Annotated in this window: 17 protein-coding genes and 1 pseudogene; 5 read left to right on the top strand and 13 right to left on the bottom strand. The window is 69.3% G+C overall.

Annotation, left to right across the window (positions count from 1 at the left end; all coding sequences use genetic code 11):
• Positions 1-81: 81 nt before the first annotated feature.
• Both ASD37_RS31520 and ASD37_RS32000 read right to left on the bottom strand, forming a co-directional pair.
• A pseudogene (locus tag ASD37_RS31520) lies at positions 82-396 on the bottom strand (transcriptional regulator); the annotation flags it as partial.
• A 185-nt stretch (positions 397-581) separates the two neighbouring features.
• Entirely contained in the window at positions 582-956 is a 375-nt protein-coding gene (locus tag ASD37_RS32000; RefSeq protein ID WP_056553603.1) for a hypothetical protein, read from the bottom strand.
• A 90-nt stretch (positions 957-1,046) separates the two neighbouring features.
• On the opposite strand from ASD37_RS32000, the gene ASD37_RS16795 reads away from it, so the two are divergent.
• Complete coding sequence (locus tag ASD37_RS16795; protein WP_056553605.1) at positions 1,047-1,391, top strand: RNA polymerase-binding protein RbpA; 345 nt, start codon at positions 1,047-1,049, stop codon at positions 1,389-1,391.
• Here the strand turns inward: ASD37_RS16795 and ASD37_RS16800 are convergent.
• From ASD37_RS16800 to cobN, 7 genes are read right to left on the bottom strand one after another with little or no spacing between them, the layout of a single operon-like run.
• Entirely contained in the window at positions 1,388-2,149 is a 762-nt protein-coding gene (locus ASD37_RS16800) for a polyprenol monophosphomannose synthase (protein WP_056553608.1), read from the bottom strand. The two genes, ASD37_RS16795 and ASD37_RS16800, sit on opposite strands and share 4 nt — an antisense overlap.
• Before the next feature lie 24 nt (positions 2,150-2,173).
• Positions 2,174-3,832: an apolipoprotein N-acyltransferase gene (lnt, locus tag ASD37_RS16805; protein WP_056553611.1), complete on the bottom strand. Its 1,659-nt coding sequence runs from the start codon at positions 3,830-3,832 to the stop codon at positions 2,174-2,176.
• A complete protein-coding gene (locus ASD37_RS16810; protein WP_056553614.1) occupies positions 3,825-5,438 on the bottom strand; it encodes an amidohydrolase in 1,614 nt (537 codons plus the stop codon). Before ASD37_RS16810 ends, lnt begins: the two co-directional genes overlap by 8 nt.
• The gene (locus ASD37_RS16815; RefSeq protein ID WP_082570214.1) at positions 5,435-5,917 is read right to left on the bottom strand and encodes an FxsA family protein; all 483 of its coding nucleotides are present in this window, start codon (positions 5,915-5,917) and stop codon (positions 5,435-5,437) included. The genes ASD37_RS16810 and ASD37_RS16815 overlap by 4 nt, the downstream gene beginning before the upstream one ends.
• Positions 5,918-5,950: 33 nt before the next feature.
• Positions 5,951-6,349 carry a PPOX class F420-dependent oxidoreductase gene (locus ASD37_RS16820; protein ID WP_056553620.1) on the bottom strand — a complete coding sequence of 133 codons (399 nt, stop codon included), beginning with the start codon at positions 6,347-6,349 and terminating at the stop codon, positions 5,951-5,953.
• Positions 6,349-6,732, bottom strand: a complete 384-nt coding sequence (locus tag ASD37_RS16825; protein ID WP_056553623.1) for a PPOX class F420-dependent oxidoreductase — start codon at positions 6,730-6,732, stop codon at positions 6,349-6,351. The genes ASD37_RS16820 and ASD37_RS16825 overlap by 1 nt, the downstream gene beginning before the upstream one ends.
• 9 nt (positions 6,733-6,741) lie before the next feature.
• The gene (cobN, locus tag ASD37_RS16830) at positions 6,742-10,335 is read right to left on the bottom strand and encodes a cobaltochelatase subunit CobN (protein ID WP_162253275.1); all 3,594 of its coding nucleotides are present in this window, start codon (positions 10,333-10,335) and stop codon (positions 6,742-6,744) included.
• 317 nt (positions 10,336-10,652) lie between these two features.
• Between cobN and ASD37_RS16835 the strand changes: the two genes are divergently transcribed.
• Genes ASD37_RS16835 through ASD37_RS16850 form a run of 4 tightly spaced genes read left to right on the top strand, consistent with a single transcriptional unit; the run spans position 10,653 to position 14,456 of the window.
• Positions 10,653-11,591, top strand: a complete 939-nt coding sequence (locus ASD37_RS16835; protein WP_056555251.1) for a TauD/TfdA family dioxygenase — start codon at positions 10,653-10,655, stop codon at positions 11,589-11,591.
• Positions 11,592-11,595: 4 nt separating this feature from the next.
• Positions 11,596-12,705 (top strand): precorrin-3B synthase, encoded by a 1,110-nt coding sequence (cobG, locus tag ASD37_RS16840; protein ID WP_056553626.1) that lies wholly within the window; start codon positions 11,596-11,598, stop codon positions 12,703-12,705.
• Positions 12,706-12,714: 9 nt separating this feature from the next.
• Positions 12,715-13,341: a precorrin-8X methylmutase gene (locus ASD37_RS16845; protein WP_056553628.1), complete on the top strand. Its 627-nt coding sequence runs from the start codon at positions 12,715-12,717 to the stop codon at positions 13,339-13,341.
• 35 nt (positions 13,342-13,376) lie between these two features.
• On the top strand, positions 13,377-14,456 hold the full coding sequence (locus ASD37_RS16850) for a phosphotransferase family protein (RefSeq protein ID WP_056553631.1): 1,080 nt from the start codon (positions 13,377-13,379) through the stop codon (positions 14,454-14,456).
• Here the strand turns inward: ASD37_RS16850 and ASD37_RS16855 are convergent.
• The 4 genes from ASD37_RS16855 to ASD37_RS16870 are packed head-to-tail and all read right to left on the bottom strand — an operon-like array spanning position 14,443 to position 17,847.
• Entirely contained in the window at positions 14,443-15,165 is a 723-nt protein-coding gene (locus tag ASD37_RS16855; protein WP_056553634.1) for a cobalt-precorrin-6A reductase, read from the bottom strand. The two genes, ASD37_RS16850 and ASD37_RS16855, sit on opposite strands and share 14 nt — an antisense overlap.
• On the bottom strand, positions 15,165-15,920 hold the full coding sequence (cobM, locus tag ASD37_RS16860) for a precorrin-4 C(11)-methyltransferase (protein WP_056553637.1): 756 nt from the start codon (positions 15,918-15,920) through the stop codon (positions 15,165-15,167). Before cobM ends, ASD37_RS16855 begins: the two co-directional genes overlap by 1 nt.
• Positions 15,917-17,098: a bifunctional cobalt-precorrin-7 (C(5))-methyltransferase/cobalt-precorrin-6B (C(15))-methyltransferase gene (locus tag ASD37_RS16865; protein WP_056553640.1), complete on the bottom strand. Its 1,182-nt coding sequence runs from the start codon at positions 17,096-17,098 to the stop codon at positions 15,917-15,919. Before ASD37_RS16865 ends, cobM begins: the two co-directional genes overlap by 4 nt.
• On the bottom strand, positions 17,095-17,847 hold the full coding sequence (locus ASD37_RS16870) for an SDR family NAD(P)-dependent oxidoreductase (RefSeq protein ID WP_056553643.1): 753 nt from the start codon (positions 17,845-17,847) through the stop codon (positions 17,095-17,097). Before ASD37_RS16870 ends, ASD37_RS16865 begins: the two co-directional genes overlap by 4 nt.
• Between the last annotated feature and the right edge of the window lie 12 nt (positions 17,848-17,859).

Below are 17,859 nucleotides of genomic sequence, written 5' to 3' on the forward strand. Positions count from 1 at the left end.
CCGCACGCGCCGAGCATGCGGGCGCCGGACGTTCAGCACGACTTCGGTGCCCACCTCGTCGAGATCGGCCCCGTCGTCGGTGGGTTCGTCGGTGGTGCGCAGTGCTCCGACGAACTGGTATCCCCGTCCGCGAACGGTGCGAATGACATGCTGCGACACTCCGTCGTCACCGAGCGCGCGCCGCACCGCCTTGATCCGGCTGGACAGTGCGGCCTCCCCCACGAACCGGCCGCCCCACACGGCGTCGAACAGCTCGATCTTCGTGACGACCCTGTGGTGGTGCTTCACGAGTTGGATCAGAACGTCGAACACCTGGGGCTCGACCGGGACGGAAACCCCGTTCCGCCGCAGCTCGTAGCGCGGAAGGTCAAGGACGAAGTCACCGAAGAACCACACGGCGGGCTCGAGATCGGAAGCGGGCTCGAGATCGGAGGCGGCCCATGGAAGCGGCGATAGCACGGTCACGGTGTTTCCCTTCTGGCGTTGCGCCCCCTTGAGGCGCTGTCAGGAGGAACGACGGGCGACCCCGCGGAATGGTTCAGTCGGTTCGAAAGAAATTTCTCCGCGTCGTCTACCAGGCCTTATCGCCAGCCGTCGGCCGCCTTGGCGGCACGCATCAGGGCGTCGCACAGGTCGCGGAGCTCCGAACCGTCGGCACCTTCGTCGATGGCCGTCGCCATGTCCTCGGCGGCGCACCTCACCTGGTACACGCGATCGGAGAGCTGCGCTGCCTCCTCGGCGGACAGCACCACCGAATCGGGGGCCACCGACGTGCCCTTGACCATGGCGCGCTGCTCGTACGCACGTTGGCGGCAGGACTGCCTGCAGTACTGCCGACGTCGGCCCATCCCGGCGTCGGGAACCTCGCGACCACACCAACGGCACGGTTGGATTTTCGTTCGCCGTCGGGTTTCAGGGGCCACGGCACTCGACTGTAAACGGCTCACCCCGTCCATCCCGGTATCATGGACAGTCGCGTCGGGAACTTCATGCCACACGGCAGCGTTGTTACCCGCGGAACGTTTGTCTGATGAGGAGTAGTGACTATGGCTGATCGTGTCCTGAGAGGTAGTCGACTCGGAGCCGTGAGCTACGAGACCGATCGAAACCATGACCTGGCGCCGCGTCAGATGGCCAAGTACCGGACCGACAACGGCGAGGAGTTCGAAGTCCCCTTCGCCGACGAGGCTGAGATCCCGGGCACATGGCCGTGCCGCAACGGCCTCGAGGGCACGCTGATCGACGGTGACGTGCCCGAGCCCAAGAAGGTGAAGCCCCCGCGTACCCACTGGGACATGCTGCTGGAGCGCCGTTCGGTGGAGGAGCTCGACGAGCTGCTCAAGGAGCGGCTCGACATCATCAAGACCCGCCGCCGCGGAAGCAGCAGCTAGCGCACGACTCCGCGGGCGCGATCCAAGCGCCCGCGGATGCCCCACTCGGCGATCTTGAAGATCGCTTCGCGGATGTTCGACCCGCTCATCTTGGACTTGCCCAGTTCGCGTTCGGTGAAGGTGATGGGCACCTCCTTGACGACGAATCCCGCGCTGATGGTGCGCCACGTCAGGTCCACCTGGAAGCAATATCCCTTTGAGTCGACGGCCGCGAGGTCGATCTTCTCGAGCACTTCGCGACGGTAGGCGCGGTAGCCCGCGGTGATGTCGTTGACGTCCACTCCCAGCGATATGCGGGAGTATCCGTTTGCCGTGCGCGACAACACCATTCGCCGCCGCGGCCAATTGCGCACCGTGCCGCCGTCGACGTATCGCGATCCGATCGCCAAGTCGGCGCCGGCGTCGACCGCGTCGAGCAGTCGGTACAGCTCCTCCGGCGCGTGCGAGCCGTCGGCGTCCATCTCCACCAGCACCGTGTAGGCCCTGCCGAGCCCCCACGCGAAGCCCGCCAGGTACGCGGCGCCGAGACCGGCCTTCGCGGTGCGGTGCATCACGTGGATCCGGTCGGGGTCGGCCAACGACAGCTCGTTGGCCAGCTCGCCGGTGCCGTCGGGGCTACCGTCGTCGACCACGAGGACGTGCACGTCCGGTCGCGCCGCGTGCACCCGCCCGACGATCAACGGCAGGTTTTCCCGCTCGTTGTAGGTCGGAATGATGACCAGCGTGCGCTGACTGGGGCGGTCGCCACCCTGAATCATGCGCGATCACGCTCGTCGGTCATGTCACTCCTTCGTCTTGGACTTCTCCGCGGTCGCCACCTTGCGGCGGCGACGCGCGAACTTATCCGCCAGCGATCCATTGTGCAGCATCGCCCATGCGAGAGCCGCAACACCAGCGATCACGATCAACCCCTGGATGGCCGGGCCCCAGCGCGTGGCGGGCGTCAGGCTGGTCTTGAGCCGGATCTGGGCGTCCAGGTAGGCGGGCTCGAAGAACCCGGTGCGGGACAGTTCCTGCCCGTCCGGCCCGATCACGGCGCTGATTCCGACGGTTCCCGCGACGACGACGAACCGGTCGTGTTCGACGGCCCGCAGCCTCGCGAAGGAGAGCAGCTGGGCGCTCATCGACTCGTCGAACGTCGCGTTGTTGGTGGGTACGGCGAGGAACTGCGCCCCGTTGAGCACCGATTCTCGGGCGGCGCGGTCGAAGATGACCTCCCAGCACGTCGTCACCCCGATCGGGATGCCTGCGGCGTGGACGACACCGTTGCCGTCGCCGGGCACGAAGTACCCCGCGCGGTCGGCGAAAGACGACAACTTACGGAAGAAGCTCCGCCACGGCAGGTACTCGCCGAACGGCTGGACGATCTTCTTGTCGTGGCGTTCGCCGGGTCCGTTGGCCCCGTCCCACACGATCACCGTGTTGGTCGCCTGCGGGTCCTCCGGGGTGTAGCCCGGCGCCGCCACGACGGCTCCGACGAGAATGGGAGCGTCGATGGCGTCGGCGGCGGCGCCGATCTGGTCGGCGGCGTCCTTGTTGACGATCGGATCGATGTCCGACGAGTTCTCTGGCCAGATGACGACGTCGGGCTGCGGTGAGTGACCGGCGCGGACGTCCTCGGCGAGGCGCAACGTCTCGGCGACGTGGTTGTCGAGCACCGCCCGCCGCTGGGAGTTGAAGTCGAGACCCAGGCGCGGCACGTTGCCCTGTACCGCCGCCACGGTCGTGGTCGGGTCGTCCCCCGCGCCAACGCCGGACCGCCTGACGAACGGCGTGCCGCCGGCGACGATGACGAGCACCAGCGCCACGCTCGCACCGGGCACGAGGATCGCGGGGAGGTCCAGTCGCCCGGTGTGGTGGTCGGTGCGCCACCACCTCGCCACCTCAATGGCGATCCCGCCGAGGCCGAATCCGACCAGTGCGACCGCGAACGACACCAGCGGGACGCCACCGAAGTGCGCGACGACCAGCAGCGGACCGTCGTCCTGCCCGTATCCGACGACGCCCCATGGGAATCCGCCGAACGGGACGGTCGACTTCAGCCACTCGGACAGCACCCACAGACAGGCGAACCACACCGGCCAGCCGGGCAGCTTCCGCACCACGACGGCGAGGAGGCCGAAGACGGCGGGGAAGAGTGCCTCCATCGCCGAGAGCGCCAACCAGGGCATGGCTCCGACGAATCCGCTGATCCACGGCAGCAATGGAACGTAGAACGCCAGCCCGAACAGGAAGCCGTACCCGGACCCGCCCGCCTTCGTAGTCGACGGATGGCTCAGGACCCACGCCAGGAGGCCGAAGGCGACGAAGCTGGCGAACCACCAACCGAACGGCGGGAAGCTGACGCAGACCAGGATGCCTGCCGCGATCGAGGCGGCGATGCGGACGGCGCGCGGCAGTAGGGCGCCCCGCAGCCGCGCCACGAACGGGCGGTCAGCCATGAATGGTGACACCCCGGTGCACCGTCTGACGACAGACCGGCAGGGGTGCGCCCGGAGTGAGCCGGGGCAAGGCGGGGATTCGCGATCGCGGATCGGTGGACCACCGGGCGACGGTGTCGGCGGGGGTGGCCACTTCAAGCGCCTCGAGGCCATCGGGCACGTCCCACACCGCGTAGGTCGCCGGTGCACCGGGGGCCAGCGTGCCCGCGACGCCGTCGCGGATGCCGCCGGCTCGCCACGCCCCACGGGTGGCGGCGGCGAACGCGGCACGCGCCGACAACGCGCTGCCCGGGGTGTGATGGGCGGTCGCGGCCCGCACCGTCTCCCACGGATTCATGCCGGTGACCGGCGTATCGGAACCGAAGCAGAGTGGCACGCCTTGGGATGCTAACAGCGCCAACGGGTTGAGCCGACCGGCCCGCTCCGGCCCCAATCGCCGGGCGTACATGCCGTCGGGACCGCCCCACAGGGCGTCGAAGTTCGGTTGCATGCTGGCGATCACACCCCAGCTTCCCAACAGGGCCGCCTGCTGCTCGGACACCATCTCGAGGTGCTCGAGCCGGTGCCCGCAGCGGGCGACGGCGGGGGCGCCGTGACGGTCCACCACGCGCGCCAGGGCGTCCACCACCGCGGTGACGGCCGCGTCGCCGATGACGTGAAAGCCCGCGGCGATCCTCGCCTCGGTGCACGCGTCCAGATGCGCCTCGACGGCCGCGCCGTCGAGGTAGGTGTTGCCGAAGCAGCCCGGCGCGTCGGCGTAGGCCTCGAGCAGCGCCGCCGTGTGGGAGCCGAGCGCGCCGTCGACGAAGAGGTCACCGGCCAATCCGTTGACTCCGAGGTCGTCCACCAGGTCTCGGGCCTGGGCGGCCGTCGTGACCGCCTCGCCCCAGTAGCCGACCACCTCGACGCCGTGTTGCAGCGCGCGAAGCTCGCGCCAGTCGTCGAGTCCCCCGATGTCGGGTCCGGCGCACTCGTGCACGGCCGCAATTCCGGACCGGGCCGCGAGGTCGAGGGCCGCGACCCGGGCCTCGCGGCGTTGGTCGGGGGTCAGCGACGCTCTGGCCGCGGCGCGCACCAGGTGATGGGCGTGCGCCGTCAGCGGCAACTGGTCGTGGTACCCGGCAGCGGCCGTCAGCCCGGGCACGGTCGAGCGCAGCGCGGTCGACGCCGCCGCGGAGTGCACGTCCACCCGCGCCAGGTACGCCGGCCGGTCGCCGAGCAGGCCGTCGAGGTCGGCGGTGGTGGGAGCGGCCCGGTCCTGCCACCCCGATTCGTCCCACCCGTGACCCCAGATGGGCCCGTCGGGATGGCGGCGGGCGTAGTCGCCGACGCGCCGCAGCACGTCATCGTGCGACGTCGCGGGCCGAAGGTCGAGGCCCACCAGTGCGAGCCCGGTGGCGGTGACGTGGACGTGACCGTCGACGAACGCGGGCGTCACGAAGCCACCGTCGAGGTCGACGACGCGGGCGTCGGGAAACTGCCTGCGGCCGACGTCGTCGGTGCCCAACCACGAGACGACGCCGTCCGGCCCGTCGCTGATGGCGATCGCCGTCGCGTCCGGCATGGCCGCGCTGTAGACGCGGCCGCCGAGCAGAAGCGTCGTCAAGCGACGTCGGGATGTCGGGGCAGCCGAGGCTGCTCGACGTCGGTTACGTCGACGACTTCGCCGTCGACGTATTCGGTGCTGCGGGTGGCGCGGAACGGCGCACCACCGGCGGTGGTGACGATGACTGGCATTCGACCGAGGCTACGGGCGGCGATGGCGGCCACCACCGGGCGGGCGGCGGCGCGGGTGGGAGGCAGCAGGAGTAGGACACCCAGCACCGAGGTGACGAGGCCGGGCACGACGGTGAGCACACCACCGAGAGCCACCAACGCTCCGTCGGACACCGCGCCCTGCGGGGAGGCCAAACCGGTCCGCAGCCGTTGCACCTGGCGCTTCACCTGCGAGCCGGCCAGCACGAGGCCCAGCGCGAAGGTGCCGACCACCAGGAGGAACGTCCACCCGAAACCGATCGTGGACACCAGGGCGACCACGACCGCCAATTCGACGAGGACGTAGACCAGGAAGAGCCGCATTGCCATACCGTGACAACGTTCCGCAGGCCGCCGGGGTTCCTAACCCGCCGCGGGTGCGTCGACCGCGCGGATCTCGATCGCGGCGTGCACCTCGTCGACGCCACCGCGGATGAGCGCCTGAGGAATCCACCACCAGGCGTGATACCAGAAGCGCTTGGTCGCCATGTCGAACACGCGCCGGGTGTCGGATTCGGGCAGCATCCGCGCGACGGCTTCCACCGGCTCGCCCTTCACCTTGCCGAGCACGCCGCACTTCTGGATCGTCACGCGCGGAGTGTTGTTGATGCGCTTGGTCTTCCACGACCCCTTGTCGGTGCTGATCACCAGCTTGTCGCCGTCGGGGACGCCCCAGATCGGCGTCGGCTTGGGCCTGCCGTCCTTGGTGAACGTCGTCAGCAACAGGTACTTCTCGCGGTAGACGTCCTCGAAGTTGGGCACTAGCTAGAAGCCTTCAGCTCGATGCCGACGTTGTTCTTCATGCCGCCCTTGAGCTTGCTGAAGAGGTTGAACAACTTGCCGATGATGCCGTAGCGCTTGCTGATCGCGTCGTACACGGCCTGCGTCTGCGACTTGTCCAGGATTACCGCCACCGCCTCGACCGCCTCACCCTTCGGCTTGCCGCCGCGGTCGCACTCGGCGATGGTCACCCGGGGCGTGTTGCGAATCCGCTTGACCTTCCAGGACTTCTCCTGGGTGATCGCCACCACGCGGTTGCCGTCCGGTGCCACCCAGATGGCGGTCGGCTTGGGACCGCCGTCCTTTGTGAACGTCGTCAACAGCACGTACTCGGACTTCGCGACCTCGGCGAACGTGGGAGCCATGTGCTGAATCTAACCCTCCAGGTCGCCTTCGGTCTCGAGCAGCACCTGCCGCAGCCCGGCGAGGGTGTCCGACTCCGGCTCGGCCCACATGCCCCGTCCCGCGGCCTCCAACAGCCGCTCGGCCATCCCGTGCAGCGCCCACGGGTTGGACTCGTTCATGAACTTGCGGTTCTCCTCGTCGAGGACGTACTCCCCCGCCAGCCGCTCGTACATCCAGTCGGCCATCACGCCCGCCGTCGCGTCGTACCCGAACAGGTAGTCGACGGTGGCGGCCATTTCGAAGGCGCCCTTGTAGCCGTGCCTGCGCATCGCCGACATCCAGCGCGGGTTGACCACCCGCGCGCGGAACACCCGCGTGGTCTCCTCGGACAGCGTGCGGGTGCGCACCGCCTCCGGCCGGGTGTTGTCTCCGATGTAGGCCTCGGGGTCCTTGCCCGTCAGCGCGCGCACGGTCGCGACCATCCCGCCGTGGTACTGGAAGTAGTCGTCGGAGTCGGCGATGTCGTGTTCGCGGGTGTCGATGTTCTTCGCGGCGACCGCGATTCGGCGGTACTGCCTGTTCATGTCGTCGCTGGCGGCGGCGCCGTCGAGGCCGCGGCCGTACGCGAAGCCGCCCCACGCGGTGTAGACCTCCGCGAGGTCGGCGTCGTCACGCCAGTTCTTGCTGTCCATCAGCTGCAGCAGACCGGCCCCGTAGGTCCCCGGCTTCGACCCGAAGATTCGCGTCGTGGAGCGGCGTTGATCGCCGTGGTCGGCGAAGTCGACCCTGGCGTGGGCCCTGACGTAGTTCTGCTCGTCGGTCTCGTCGAGTTCGGCGACCATGCTGACCGCGTCGTCGATCATGGTCACCACGTGAGGGAAGGCGTCGCGGAAGAAGCCCGAGATCCGGACGGTGACGTCGATGCGCGGGCGCCCGAGCTCGGCCAGGTCGATGGGCTCCAGGTCGACGACCCGGCGTGACGCGTCGTCCCAAATCGGCTGGACGCCTATCAGGGCGAGCACTTCGGCGATGTCGTCACCCGAGGTGCGCATGGCCGAGGTGCCCCACACCGAGAGGCCGACCGATCTGGGCCACTCACCGTGGTCGGCGTGATAGCGCTCCAGCAGCGAATCGGCAAGGGCGACACCGGTTTCCCACGCCAGTCGAGACGGCACGGCCTTCGGGTCGACCGAGTAGAAGTTGCGGCCCGTCGGCAGCACGTTGACGAGACCGCGCAGCGGCGAACCCGACGGGCCCGCCGAGATGAAGCCCCCGTCGAGCGCACGCAGGATCTGGGCGACCTCGTTGTCGGTCTCGCGCAGCCGCGGCACCACCTCGGTGGCAGCGAAGCGCAAGACGCTGGCCACCTCCGGGTTGTCGGTGATCCCGTCGACCGCGGCGACGTCCCAGTCGGTGGCGGCCAGTGCGGCGACCAGCTCACGCGCGCGTTCCTCCGCGGCGTCGACCGCCCCTCTGACGTCGGTACCGTCCTCGGCAAGGCCGAGCGCCTGCCGAAGGCCCGGCACGGTGTGTTCGCCGCCAAAGAGTTGCCGCGCCCGCAGGATGGCGAGCACCAGGTCCAGCTCGGCCTCCCCGACGGGAGCCTGGCCGAGGATGTGCAGTCCGTCGCGAATCTGGACGTCCTTGATCTCGCACAGCCAACCGTCGACGTGCAGCAGCATGTCGTCGAAGACGTCCTCGTCGGGACGGTCCTCGAGCCCAAGGTCGTGGTCCATCTTGGCCGCCCGCATCAGCGTCCAGATCTGCTGACGGATGGCGGGCAGCTTGCCGGGGTCGAGCGTCGCAATGTTGGAGTGTTCGTCGAGCAACTGCTCGAGCCGGGCGATGTCGCCGTAGCTCTCCGCACGCGCCATGGGCGGGATCAGGTGGTCGACCAGGACGGCGTGGGCTCGGCGCTTGGCCTGGGTGCCCTCGCCCGGATCGTTGACCAGGAACGGGTAGATCAGCGGAAGGTCGCCGAGCGCCGCGTCGGTGCCACACGTCGACGACATGCCAAGTGTCTTGCCGGGCAACCATTCCAGGTTGCCGTGCTTGCCGAGGTGGACGACGGCGTCGGCCCGAAACCCGTTGTCGAACTCCGCGTCGAGCCACCGGTAGGCGGCCAGGTAGTGGTGACTCGGCGGCAGGTCGGGGTCGTGATAGATCGCGACCGGGTTGGCACCGAACCCGCGGGGCGGCTGCACCATGATCACGATGTTGTCGGATTGCATTGCGGCAATGACGATTTCACCATCGGGGTCATGCGTTCGGTCGACGAACAGGTCGCCGGGCGGCGGTCCCCAGTGTTCGACGACGGCGTCGGCCAGCCCGCTTGGCAGGGTGGCGAACCACGCCCGGTAGTCCTTGGCCGACACTCGGATCGGGTTGCGCGCCAACTGTTCTTCGGTCAGCCAGTCGGGATCCTGGCCACCGCGTTCGATCAGCGCGTGGATCAGCGCGTCGCCGTCGTTGGCCTCGACGCCGGGTATCTCCCCGATCTGATAGCCGGCGTCGCGCATCGCGTGGAGCAGTCCGACGGCGCTCGCCGGGGTGTCGAGACCCACGGCGTTGCCGATGCGCGCGTGCTTGGTCGGGTAGGCGGAGAACACCAGCGCCACCCGCTTGTCGGCAGGCGCGATGCGTCGAAGCCGCGCTTGACGCACCGCAAGACCCGCAACCCGCGCGCAGCGCTCGGGGTCGGCGACGTAGGAGATCAGTCCCTCGTCGTCGATCTCCTTGAACGAGAACGGAACCGTGATGATGCGACCGTCGAATTCGGGCACCGCCACCTGAGTCGCCACGTCGAGCGGGCTCATGCCGTCGTCGTTCTCGCTCCACTGCTTCCGCGACGACGTCAGGCACAGACCTTGCAGGATGGGGATGTTCAGCGCGGCCAGGTGCGCCACGTTCCAGGTGTCGTCGGCCCCGCCGGCGGTCACCGTGGCCGGTACGGCGCCGCCCGCGGCCAGCACCGTCGTCACCAACGCGTCGACGGTGCCGAGGAGTTCCAGCAGGTCGGGTTCCGGCGTCCGCAGCGACGCGGCGTAGATCGGCACGGGTTGCCCGCCCGCGGCGTCGATCGCGTGGCACAGCGCGCCGACGTAGGCCGTATTGCCAGCCAGGTGCTGGGCTCGATAGAAGAGGACCGCAACACGCGGTCCGTCGTTGGTGGTGACGTTGCCCGCGGGGCACTCCAGCACGCCCCAGGTCGGGGTGGCCTCCGGGGGCGAGAATCCGAAGCCCGTCATCAGCAGCGTGTCACTCAAGAAGGCGTGCAGCTGTTCGAGATTCGCGACGCCACCCTGGGCCAGGTAAACGTGGGTCTGCAGGGCGACGCCCGCGGGCACCGTGGAATGGCTCATCAGGTCGGCGTCGGGCGCCTGCTCACCACTGATGACGACCGTGGGAATGCCCTTGGCGACGACGGCGTCGATGCCGTCCTGCCAGCTGCGGTAGCCACCCAGGATTCGTACGACCGCGACGTCGACGCCATCGAGGAGCGAGTCGAGCTCGTCGTCGACGAGGCGGCTGGGGTTCATCCACCGGTACCGCGCACCGCTGGCGCGAGCCGTCATCAGGTCGGTATCCGACGTGGACAGCAGGAGAACGGTGGGCTGGTGCACCTACCATTCGTACCGCATCGGGGTTACCGGTCGGAGTTGCCCCAACGGCCGTACCACGATTGGTTGTAGGGAAGGCCTAGTAACACCAGCAATACGAGCACCAATGCCCCGAATGCGACGAGTCCCACCATTGCCGTTCCTCCTGCGTCGTGCCGATCAGTTGAGTTGAAGTTAGTACCGGCGGTACCGGTTAAGTGGGTTTGGTGCGGGACGGAACAGGGCGCGCGCGAACGTGACGGGGATCACTCATGGTGGCAATTCGAATCGTCGACGGCCTAACGCTGGGCAGCACCGACGCGCCGTGCGGCAATGGACTCATGGCGAATTCTCCCGTGATCGTGAAACTCGGCGCGAACATCGGCGCCCGGATCGCCGGCGTGCGGCTCGGCGGTGATCTCCCGGCGTCGACCGTCGACGCGATCAACGACGCACTCCTCGAGCACAAGGTGATCTTCTTTCGCGATCAGCAGCACCTCGACGACGAAAGCCAGCTCGACTTCGCCAGGACCCTCGGTACGCCCACCATCGCGCACCCCACGGTGACGTCGCGAGGCGCCGACGTGCTGCCCATCGACTCCCGGTACGACAAAGCGAACTCCTGGCACACCGACGTCACCTTCGTCGACCGCATTCCGAAGGCGTCGCTGCTGCGGGCGATCGCCCTGCCGGAGTACGGCGGCACCACCTCGTGGGCGTCCACCGAGGCCGCCTACGACCAGCTGCCCGCACCTCTGGCCGCCCTCGCCGAGAACCTGTGGGCGAGCCACACCAACGACTACGACTACGTCAAGGACGTCGCGGAGGACTTCGCCGCGGACGAGGCCCACCGCGACACCGTCCGGCAGTACCGCGACGAGTTCGTCTCCGAGCACTTCGAGACCGAACACCCGGTGGTCCGCGTCCACCCCGAGACGGGACGTCGGGTGCTGCTGCTCGGCCACTTCGTCAAGAGGTTCGTCGGCCTCGGCACGGTCGAGTCGACCACGCTGCTGCAGCTGTTCCAGGCCCGGGTGACCAGGCTGGAGAACACCATTCGGTGGAACTGGAGCCCCGGCGACCTGGCCATCTGGGACAACCGGGCGACCCAGCACTACGCGGTGTCCGACTACGACGACCAATACCGTCGCCTCAGCCGGGTCACCCTGGCCGGCGACGTCCCGGTCGACGTGCACGGCACGCCGAGTCGCGTCGTCGCCGGCGACGCGTCGCACTACTCGGACGTCGTGGCGCCGGCACGTCTGGTCGCCGTACCGTAGGAGGATGGCCAGAACCCGCGACGACGACGCGTGCCCGGGCGCGCTTGCCGTGCATCAAGCGGCCGACGGCGCACTGGCCAGGGTTCGCCTGCCCGGCGGCATGATCGAGGCGCCCCAACTCGAGGCGCTGGCGCTGGCCGCCGCCCGGTTCGGCTCCCCGGCAATGGAACTGACCTCCCGGGGCAACCTGCAGATCCGCGGCATCACCGACGCCGACGCACTGGCCGACGCGATCGCCGACGCGGGCCTGTTGCCCTCGCCGACCCACGAACGCGTCCGCAACGTCCTCGCCTCTCCGCTGACGGGCCGAGTGGGCGGCAACGCCGACGTCCGCGGTCTGGTCCGTGGTCTCGACGCCGCGATCCAGGCCAACCCTCGACTGGCGCGCCTGCCCGGTCGGTTCATGTTCGCCGTCGACGACGGCCGCGGCGACGTGTCCGGGCTCGGAGCAGACGTCGGCCTGCACTTCCTCGACGAGGACACCGCCGCGCTGCTGGTGGCGGGCGTCGACACCGGAGTGCGCACCGGCGACGGCGTCGCACTGCTTCTTCAGGTGGCCGAACGGTTCACGGACATCCGCGGGACCGCCTGGCGCACAACCGAACTCGACGACGCGGCGCCACTTCTCGAGGGGCTGACGCCGACCGCGGAACCCGGGGCGGTGTGGCCGCCGGTCGCCCGTCCGACGGTCGGCTGGATTCCGCAGGACGACGGACTGGTCACGCTCGGCGCCGCCGTTCCCCTCGGGGTGCTGAAGACCAGGGTCGCCGAGTACCTGGCGGCGGTCGGGTCCCCGATGGTGATCACACCCTGGCGGTCGGTGCTCGTCTTCGACCTCGACGAGGAGATCGCCGACACCGCCCTGCGCGTCCTCCCCCCGCTGGGGCTCGTCTTCGACGACGCGTCACCATGGCTCGACGTCAGCGCGTGCACCGGGAGCCCGGGCTGTGCGCACTCCGCGGCCGACGTCCGTCGCGACGCCGCGGCGGCCGTGCACGACGGCGCCAGCGGGTCGCACCGGCACTTCGTGGGGTGCGAACGCGCCTGTGGCAGCCCCCCGACCGGGGAGGTTCTCGTCGCCACCGCGGGTGGGTACGAGCCACGCCACCCGTAGGGTGATCGGGTGCTGGACTACACCCGCGACGCCGCCGACATCTACCGCCAATCGTTCGCGATGATCCGCGACGAAGCTGATCTGACACGGTTCCCCGACGACGTCTCACGCGTGGTGGTCCGGCTGATCCACACCTGCGGTCAGGTCGACGTCGCCGAACACGTGGCCTTCACGCCGGGCGTCGCCGACGCCGCACATCGGGCCCTGGCGGCGGGAGCGCCGGTGCTGTGCGACTCCTCGATGGTGGCCGCAGGCATCACCCGATCCCGATTGCCCGCCGACAACGAGGTCGTCTCGTTGGTCGCCGATCCACGAGCGGCAGGACTGGCCGCGACGATGGGCAACACGCGCTCCGCAGCGGGCGTCGACCTGTGGGCCGACCGGCTCGGCGGCGCGGTGGTGGCCATCGGCAACGCGCCCACCGCGTTGTTCCGCCTGCTCGAACTGATCGACGAGGGCGCGCCCGTGCCCGCCGCTGTGCTCGGTGGTCCCGTCGGCTTTGTCGGGTCGGCACAGTCCAAGGACGAGCTGATCGACCGGCCCCGCGGGATGGACTACCTCGTCGTCACCGGGCGGCGAGGCGGCAGCGCAATGGCCGCGGCGGCAGTCAACGCCGTCGCGACGGAGCGAGAGTAGACAAGTGTCCAGCGGGCCGATTAGGGTCCGGCCCCATGACTGTGCGCTACCCGCCGGCCTCCTCGATCCCGCGCGGACCGACGGACGTGACGCCACAGTGGGTCGAATCCGTGCTCGCGACCGAGGTCCGATCGGTAGAGGTCACACCCATCGGGACCGGCCAGACCGGCGCCACCTACCGCCTTGCGGTGGAGTACGCGGCTGACCAGTCGGGATTGCCAGCCACATTCGCGCTCAAGCTCTCCTCCCAAGACGACGCCGTGCGCGAGCGGGTGGCCCTCGGCTACCGCTCCGAACACGCCTTCTACGCCGACGTCGCCGACGTGGTGCGGGTGCCCATCCCCCGGCACTTTCACTGCGAAATCTCCGACGACGGCGGGGATTTCGTGCTCCTGCTGGCCGACATGGCACCCGCGGTCCAGGGCGACCAGATCGCCGGCTGCACGGCTGAGGAGGCGGAGCTGGCCGTCCGCGCGCTGGCAGGCCTGCACGGCCCCACGTGGTGTGACCCCAAGTGGTCCGAGTTTCAGGGCCTGGTCATGTCAACGGCCACCGAGGACGCCATGAAGGGCCTCGGCGACGTCGCCGTGATGGCCTCCCAGATGAGCCTCGAGCGACTGGGTTCGCGGATGACGGCCGAGGATCGCGACCTGATCACCGAGGCCATGTCGGTCGTGACGCCGTGGCTGATGGCAGACCGTGATCGCTTCGCCCTGATGCACGGCGACTACCGCCTCGACAACCTGCTGTTCACACCCGACCGCAGTCACGTCACCGTCGTCGACTGGCAGACGTTGGGAGTCGGACTACCCGCCCGCGACCTGGCCTACTTCACCGGCACCAGCCTGACGCCCCAGACCCGTTCGGCCGTCGACCGGGACCTCGTCGCGGCGTACTTCAAAGAGTTGTCCGCTTACGGGATGGCCGATTACGACTTCGACACCTGCTGGCGCGACTACCGCGTCGGCATGCTGCAGGTGCCGTTCCTGTCCGTGCTCGGCTGCGCGTTCTCGATCTCGACCGAGCGCGGCGACGACATGATGCTGGTCATGATGGAACGCGGCTGCCAGGCGATTCGCGATCTCGGCAGTCTGGATTTGGTCAGAGGGCTCTGACCCACGCCGCGGCGTCGGCCACGGTGGGCACCGCCGTCACGTCGTCGGGCAATCCCGGCCGCTGCACCATGATCACGGGGATGCCGAGATCGTCGGCGGCGGTGACCTTGTCGCGAGTCATGTCACCACCGCTGTTCTTCGTCACCAACGCGTCGATCCGGTGCTCCTCCAAAAGCTTTCGCTCGGCGGCGTAGCGGTACGGACCACGGGAGAGCAGCAGGTGGTGGCGCGGCGGCAACTCCACGTCGTCCGGGGCGGTGACCGCCCGAATGAGGAACCACGCGTCGACGCCGGCGAATGCGGCACTGCCAGAACGGCCCGTGGTGAGAAAGACCCGCTGATAGTGGTTGCGGGCGACGACGTTTGCGGCCTCGACGTCCGAGCCGACGACGATGGCGTCACCGGGTGGCCACGCGGGGCGGGCCAGGACGACGTGCGGCACGCGTTCCTCGCGACATGCCCGAGCCGCGTTGGCGGTGATGCGGGCGGCGAACGGGTGAGTGGCGTCGACGACGGCGTCGACGTGTTCGTCGCGCAACCAGCGGCGCAACCCGTCGACTCCCCCGAACCCACCGATGCGGACCTCGCCGACCGGCAAGGCGGGGTCTGGCACGCGGCCGGCGAGCGAACTGATCACCGTCAGTTCGGAATTCAACTCGGCGGCCAGCGCCCGCGCCTCGCTCGTCCCACCGAGAAGCAGCAGACGCATCAGTGTCGACTTCCGCGGCGCCGCCCCGACGAGTAGAGGTAGCTGTCGGAGAAGCCGTCCGCCGCCAGCACGTCGCCGACCACGATGACGGCGGTACGCGTGACGCCGGCGGCATGGACCCGTTCGGCCAGCTCGCCCAGGCTGCACCGCAGCACCGTTTCCTGCGGCCACGACGCGAATGCGACCACCGCACATGGGGTTTCGTCGGTATACCCACCGGCGATCAGCTCGGGGACGATGGCGTCGACCTGCGCAGCCGCCAGGTGCAGGACCAACGTGGCACCGGGTTGCGACAGCGTCCGCAGGTCCTCCCCCGGCGGCATCGCCGTCGACAGGGTTGCGACCCGGGTCAGCGTCACGGTCTGCGCGACGCCAGGCACGGTCAGCTCGCGACCCAACGCGGCGGCCGCAGCGGCGAAGGCAGGCACCCCTGGCACGACCTCGTAGTCGACGCCAGCCGCATCCAGCCTGCGGCACTGCTCGGCCAGCGCGCTGTAGATGGACGGGTCGCCGGAGTGCAGGCGCGCGACGTCCAATCCGGCGGCGTGCGCGTCGGTGAGCTCGCCGACGATCTGGTCGAGCGTCAGCGGTCCGGTGTCGACGACCCTGGCGTCCGGCGGGCACAGCGCCAAGAGATCGTCGGGCATGATCGAGCCCGCGTACAGGCACACCGGGCACCGCTTCAGCAGGCGTTCCCCGCGGACGGTGATCAGGTCGGCCGCGCCAGGCCCGGCGCCGATGAAGTAGACGGTCATCGCTTGGTCACCATCCACTGGGTGACGGGCATCGCGCCGCGCCATCCGGTGAAGCCGCCGACGGGCTCACCGTGATAGTGCTGATACCGCCGCAACGTGCCGCCCATTCGCGAGTACCACTGGGCGACAATGGCTTCGGACTCTATCGTGACAACGTTGGCGACCAGCCGGCCGCCGACGGGGAGGTGGTCGAAGCAGCCCTCGAGCACGCCGGGCTGGGTGATGCCGCCGCCGACGAAGACGGCTGCGGGCTCAGGTGCCCCGTCGAAGTGCTCAGGAGCCGGCCCACGGACGTCCACGGCGGCACCGAACGCGATCGCGTTGGTCTCGATCCTGGCCCGTCGGACGGCGTCGCGTTCGAATGCCACTGCGGTACAACCGGATGCGCTGCGGCACCACTCGACGGCAATGCTCCCGGAACCGGACCCGACGTCCCACAGCAACTCGCCGGGACGCGGGCCGAGCGCAGCGAGCGTGACCGCCCGGACCGACTGCTTGGTCATCTGACCGTCGTGGGCGAAGACGTGGTCGGGCAGCGCATGGGCAACCCGCTCGTCGGGCAGATACCGCACCGCCATCACGTTGAGCTTGTCGACGTCGTGCGGCGGGCGGCCCGCCCACTCCCGCGCGGTGGCCGACCGGCGGCGTTCCAGAGGACCGCCGAGCTGCTCGAGAATGGTCAGTTCGGAGTCGCCGCGACCGGTTTCGGCGAGCAGTCGAGCCAGCGTCGCCGGGCTGTCGGCGTCGCGCGACAACACCACCGCCTGACCGCCGCGGCGCACGGCGGTATGCACCTGCGCGGTGACGAGGCTGATGATCTCGGTGTCCTGCACGGCCCAGCCGACCCTGGCGCATGCCAGCGTCACCGAGGACACGTGCGGCAGGACGGCGACCCGGTCCGGCCCGAACATCTTGATCAGCGTGTTGCCGATCCCGTGCAGCAGCGGGTCCCCACTGGCGATGACATGGATGTCGTGCACTTCTTGGTCGTCGACGAGGGCACGCAGCGCGGGCAGCAGCGGAGACGGCCATGCCCGCCGCAGCGCCGACACGGTGTCGTCGAGCAGATCCAACTGCCTCGGTGAGCCGTAAACAATTGTTGCTCTTGTCAATTCAACCCTGGACGCGGTGGGCAACCCCGACATCCCGTCCGCCCCGATACCCACGACGACGATCATCGGGGCAACCTACGCCACATCGCCCGTGGCATCAGCTTCAGGGCGAGGACCAGAACCCCCAGCGACCGCGGCACCCAAATCTCGGTGCGCCCCTTGGCGAGCGCGCCCGCCACCGCGTCGGCCACCTGCGTCGGGGTGCTGGAAAGCGGGGCGGGCGACATGCCCTCGGTCATGCGGCCGATGACGAAGCCGGGCCGGACGAGCAACAGCCGAACGCCCGAGCCGTGCAGAGCGTCGGTGAGTCCGCGGGCGAACGCGTCGAGGCCCGACTTGGCGGAGCCGTAGACGTAGTTGGCACGCCGGGGGCGGGCCCCTGCGACCGACGAGAAGACCACGAGCGCACCGCTACCCGCCGTCCGCATGGTCGTCGCCAGCACCGTCAACAGGCTCACCTGGGCGGTGTAGTCGGTGTGCACGATCGCGGCGGCGTGGGCGGGGTCCGCTTCGGCGCGGGCTTGGTCACCGAGAATCCCGAATGCCACGACAGCGGTGGCGATGGGTCCGAAGTCGGCGACGATCGAGTCGACCAGCGGCGCGTGCGAGGCGAGTTCATCGGCGTCGAACTCCCTGACGTGGACCGCGGCGGCTCCCGCCGCCGTAACGGCCGCGACTTCGTCGGTCAGCCGATCGGCGTTGCGTGCCGCCAGCACAACCGTCGCACCGTCGGCCAACCGCGTCGCGAGTTCGATCCCGATCTCGCTGCGTCCACCAAAAACGACTACCAGGCGGTTGTCCGCCGTGTCTTCCATGGTTGCGATTAT

It is taken from the genome of Mycobacterium sp. Root135 (assembly GCF_001426545.1).
Taxonomy (GTDB): domain Bacteria; phylum Actinomycetota; class Actinomycetes; order Mycobacteriales; family Mycobacteriaceae; genus Mycobacterium.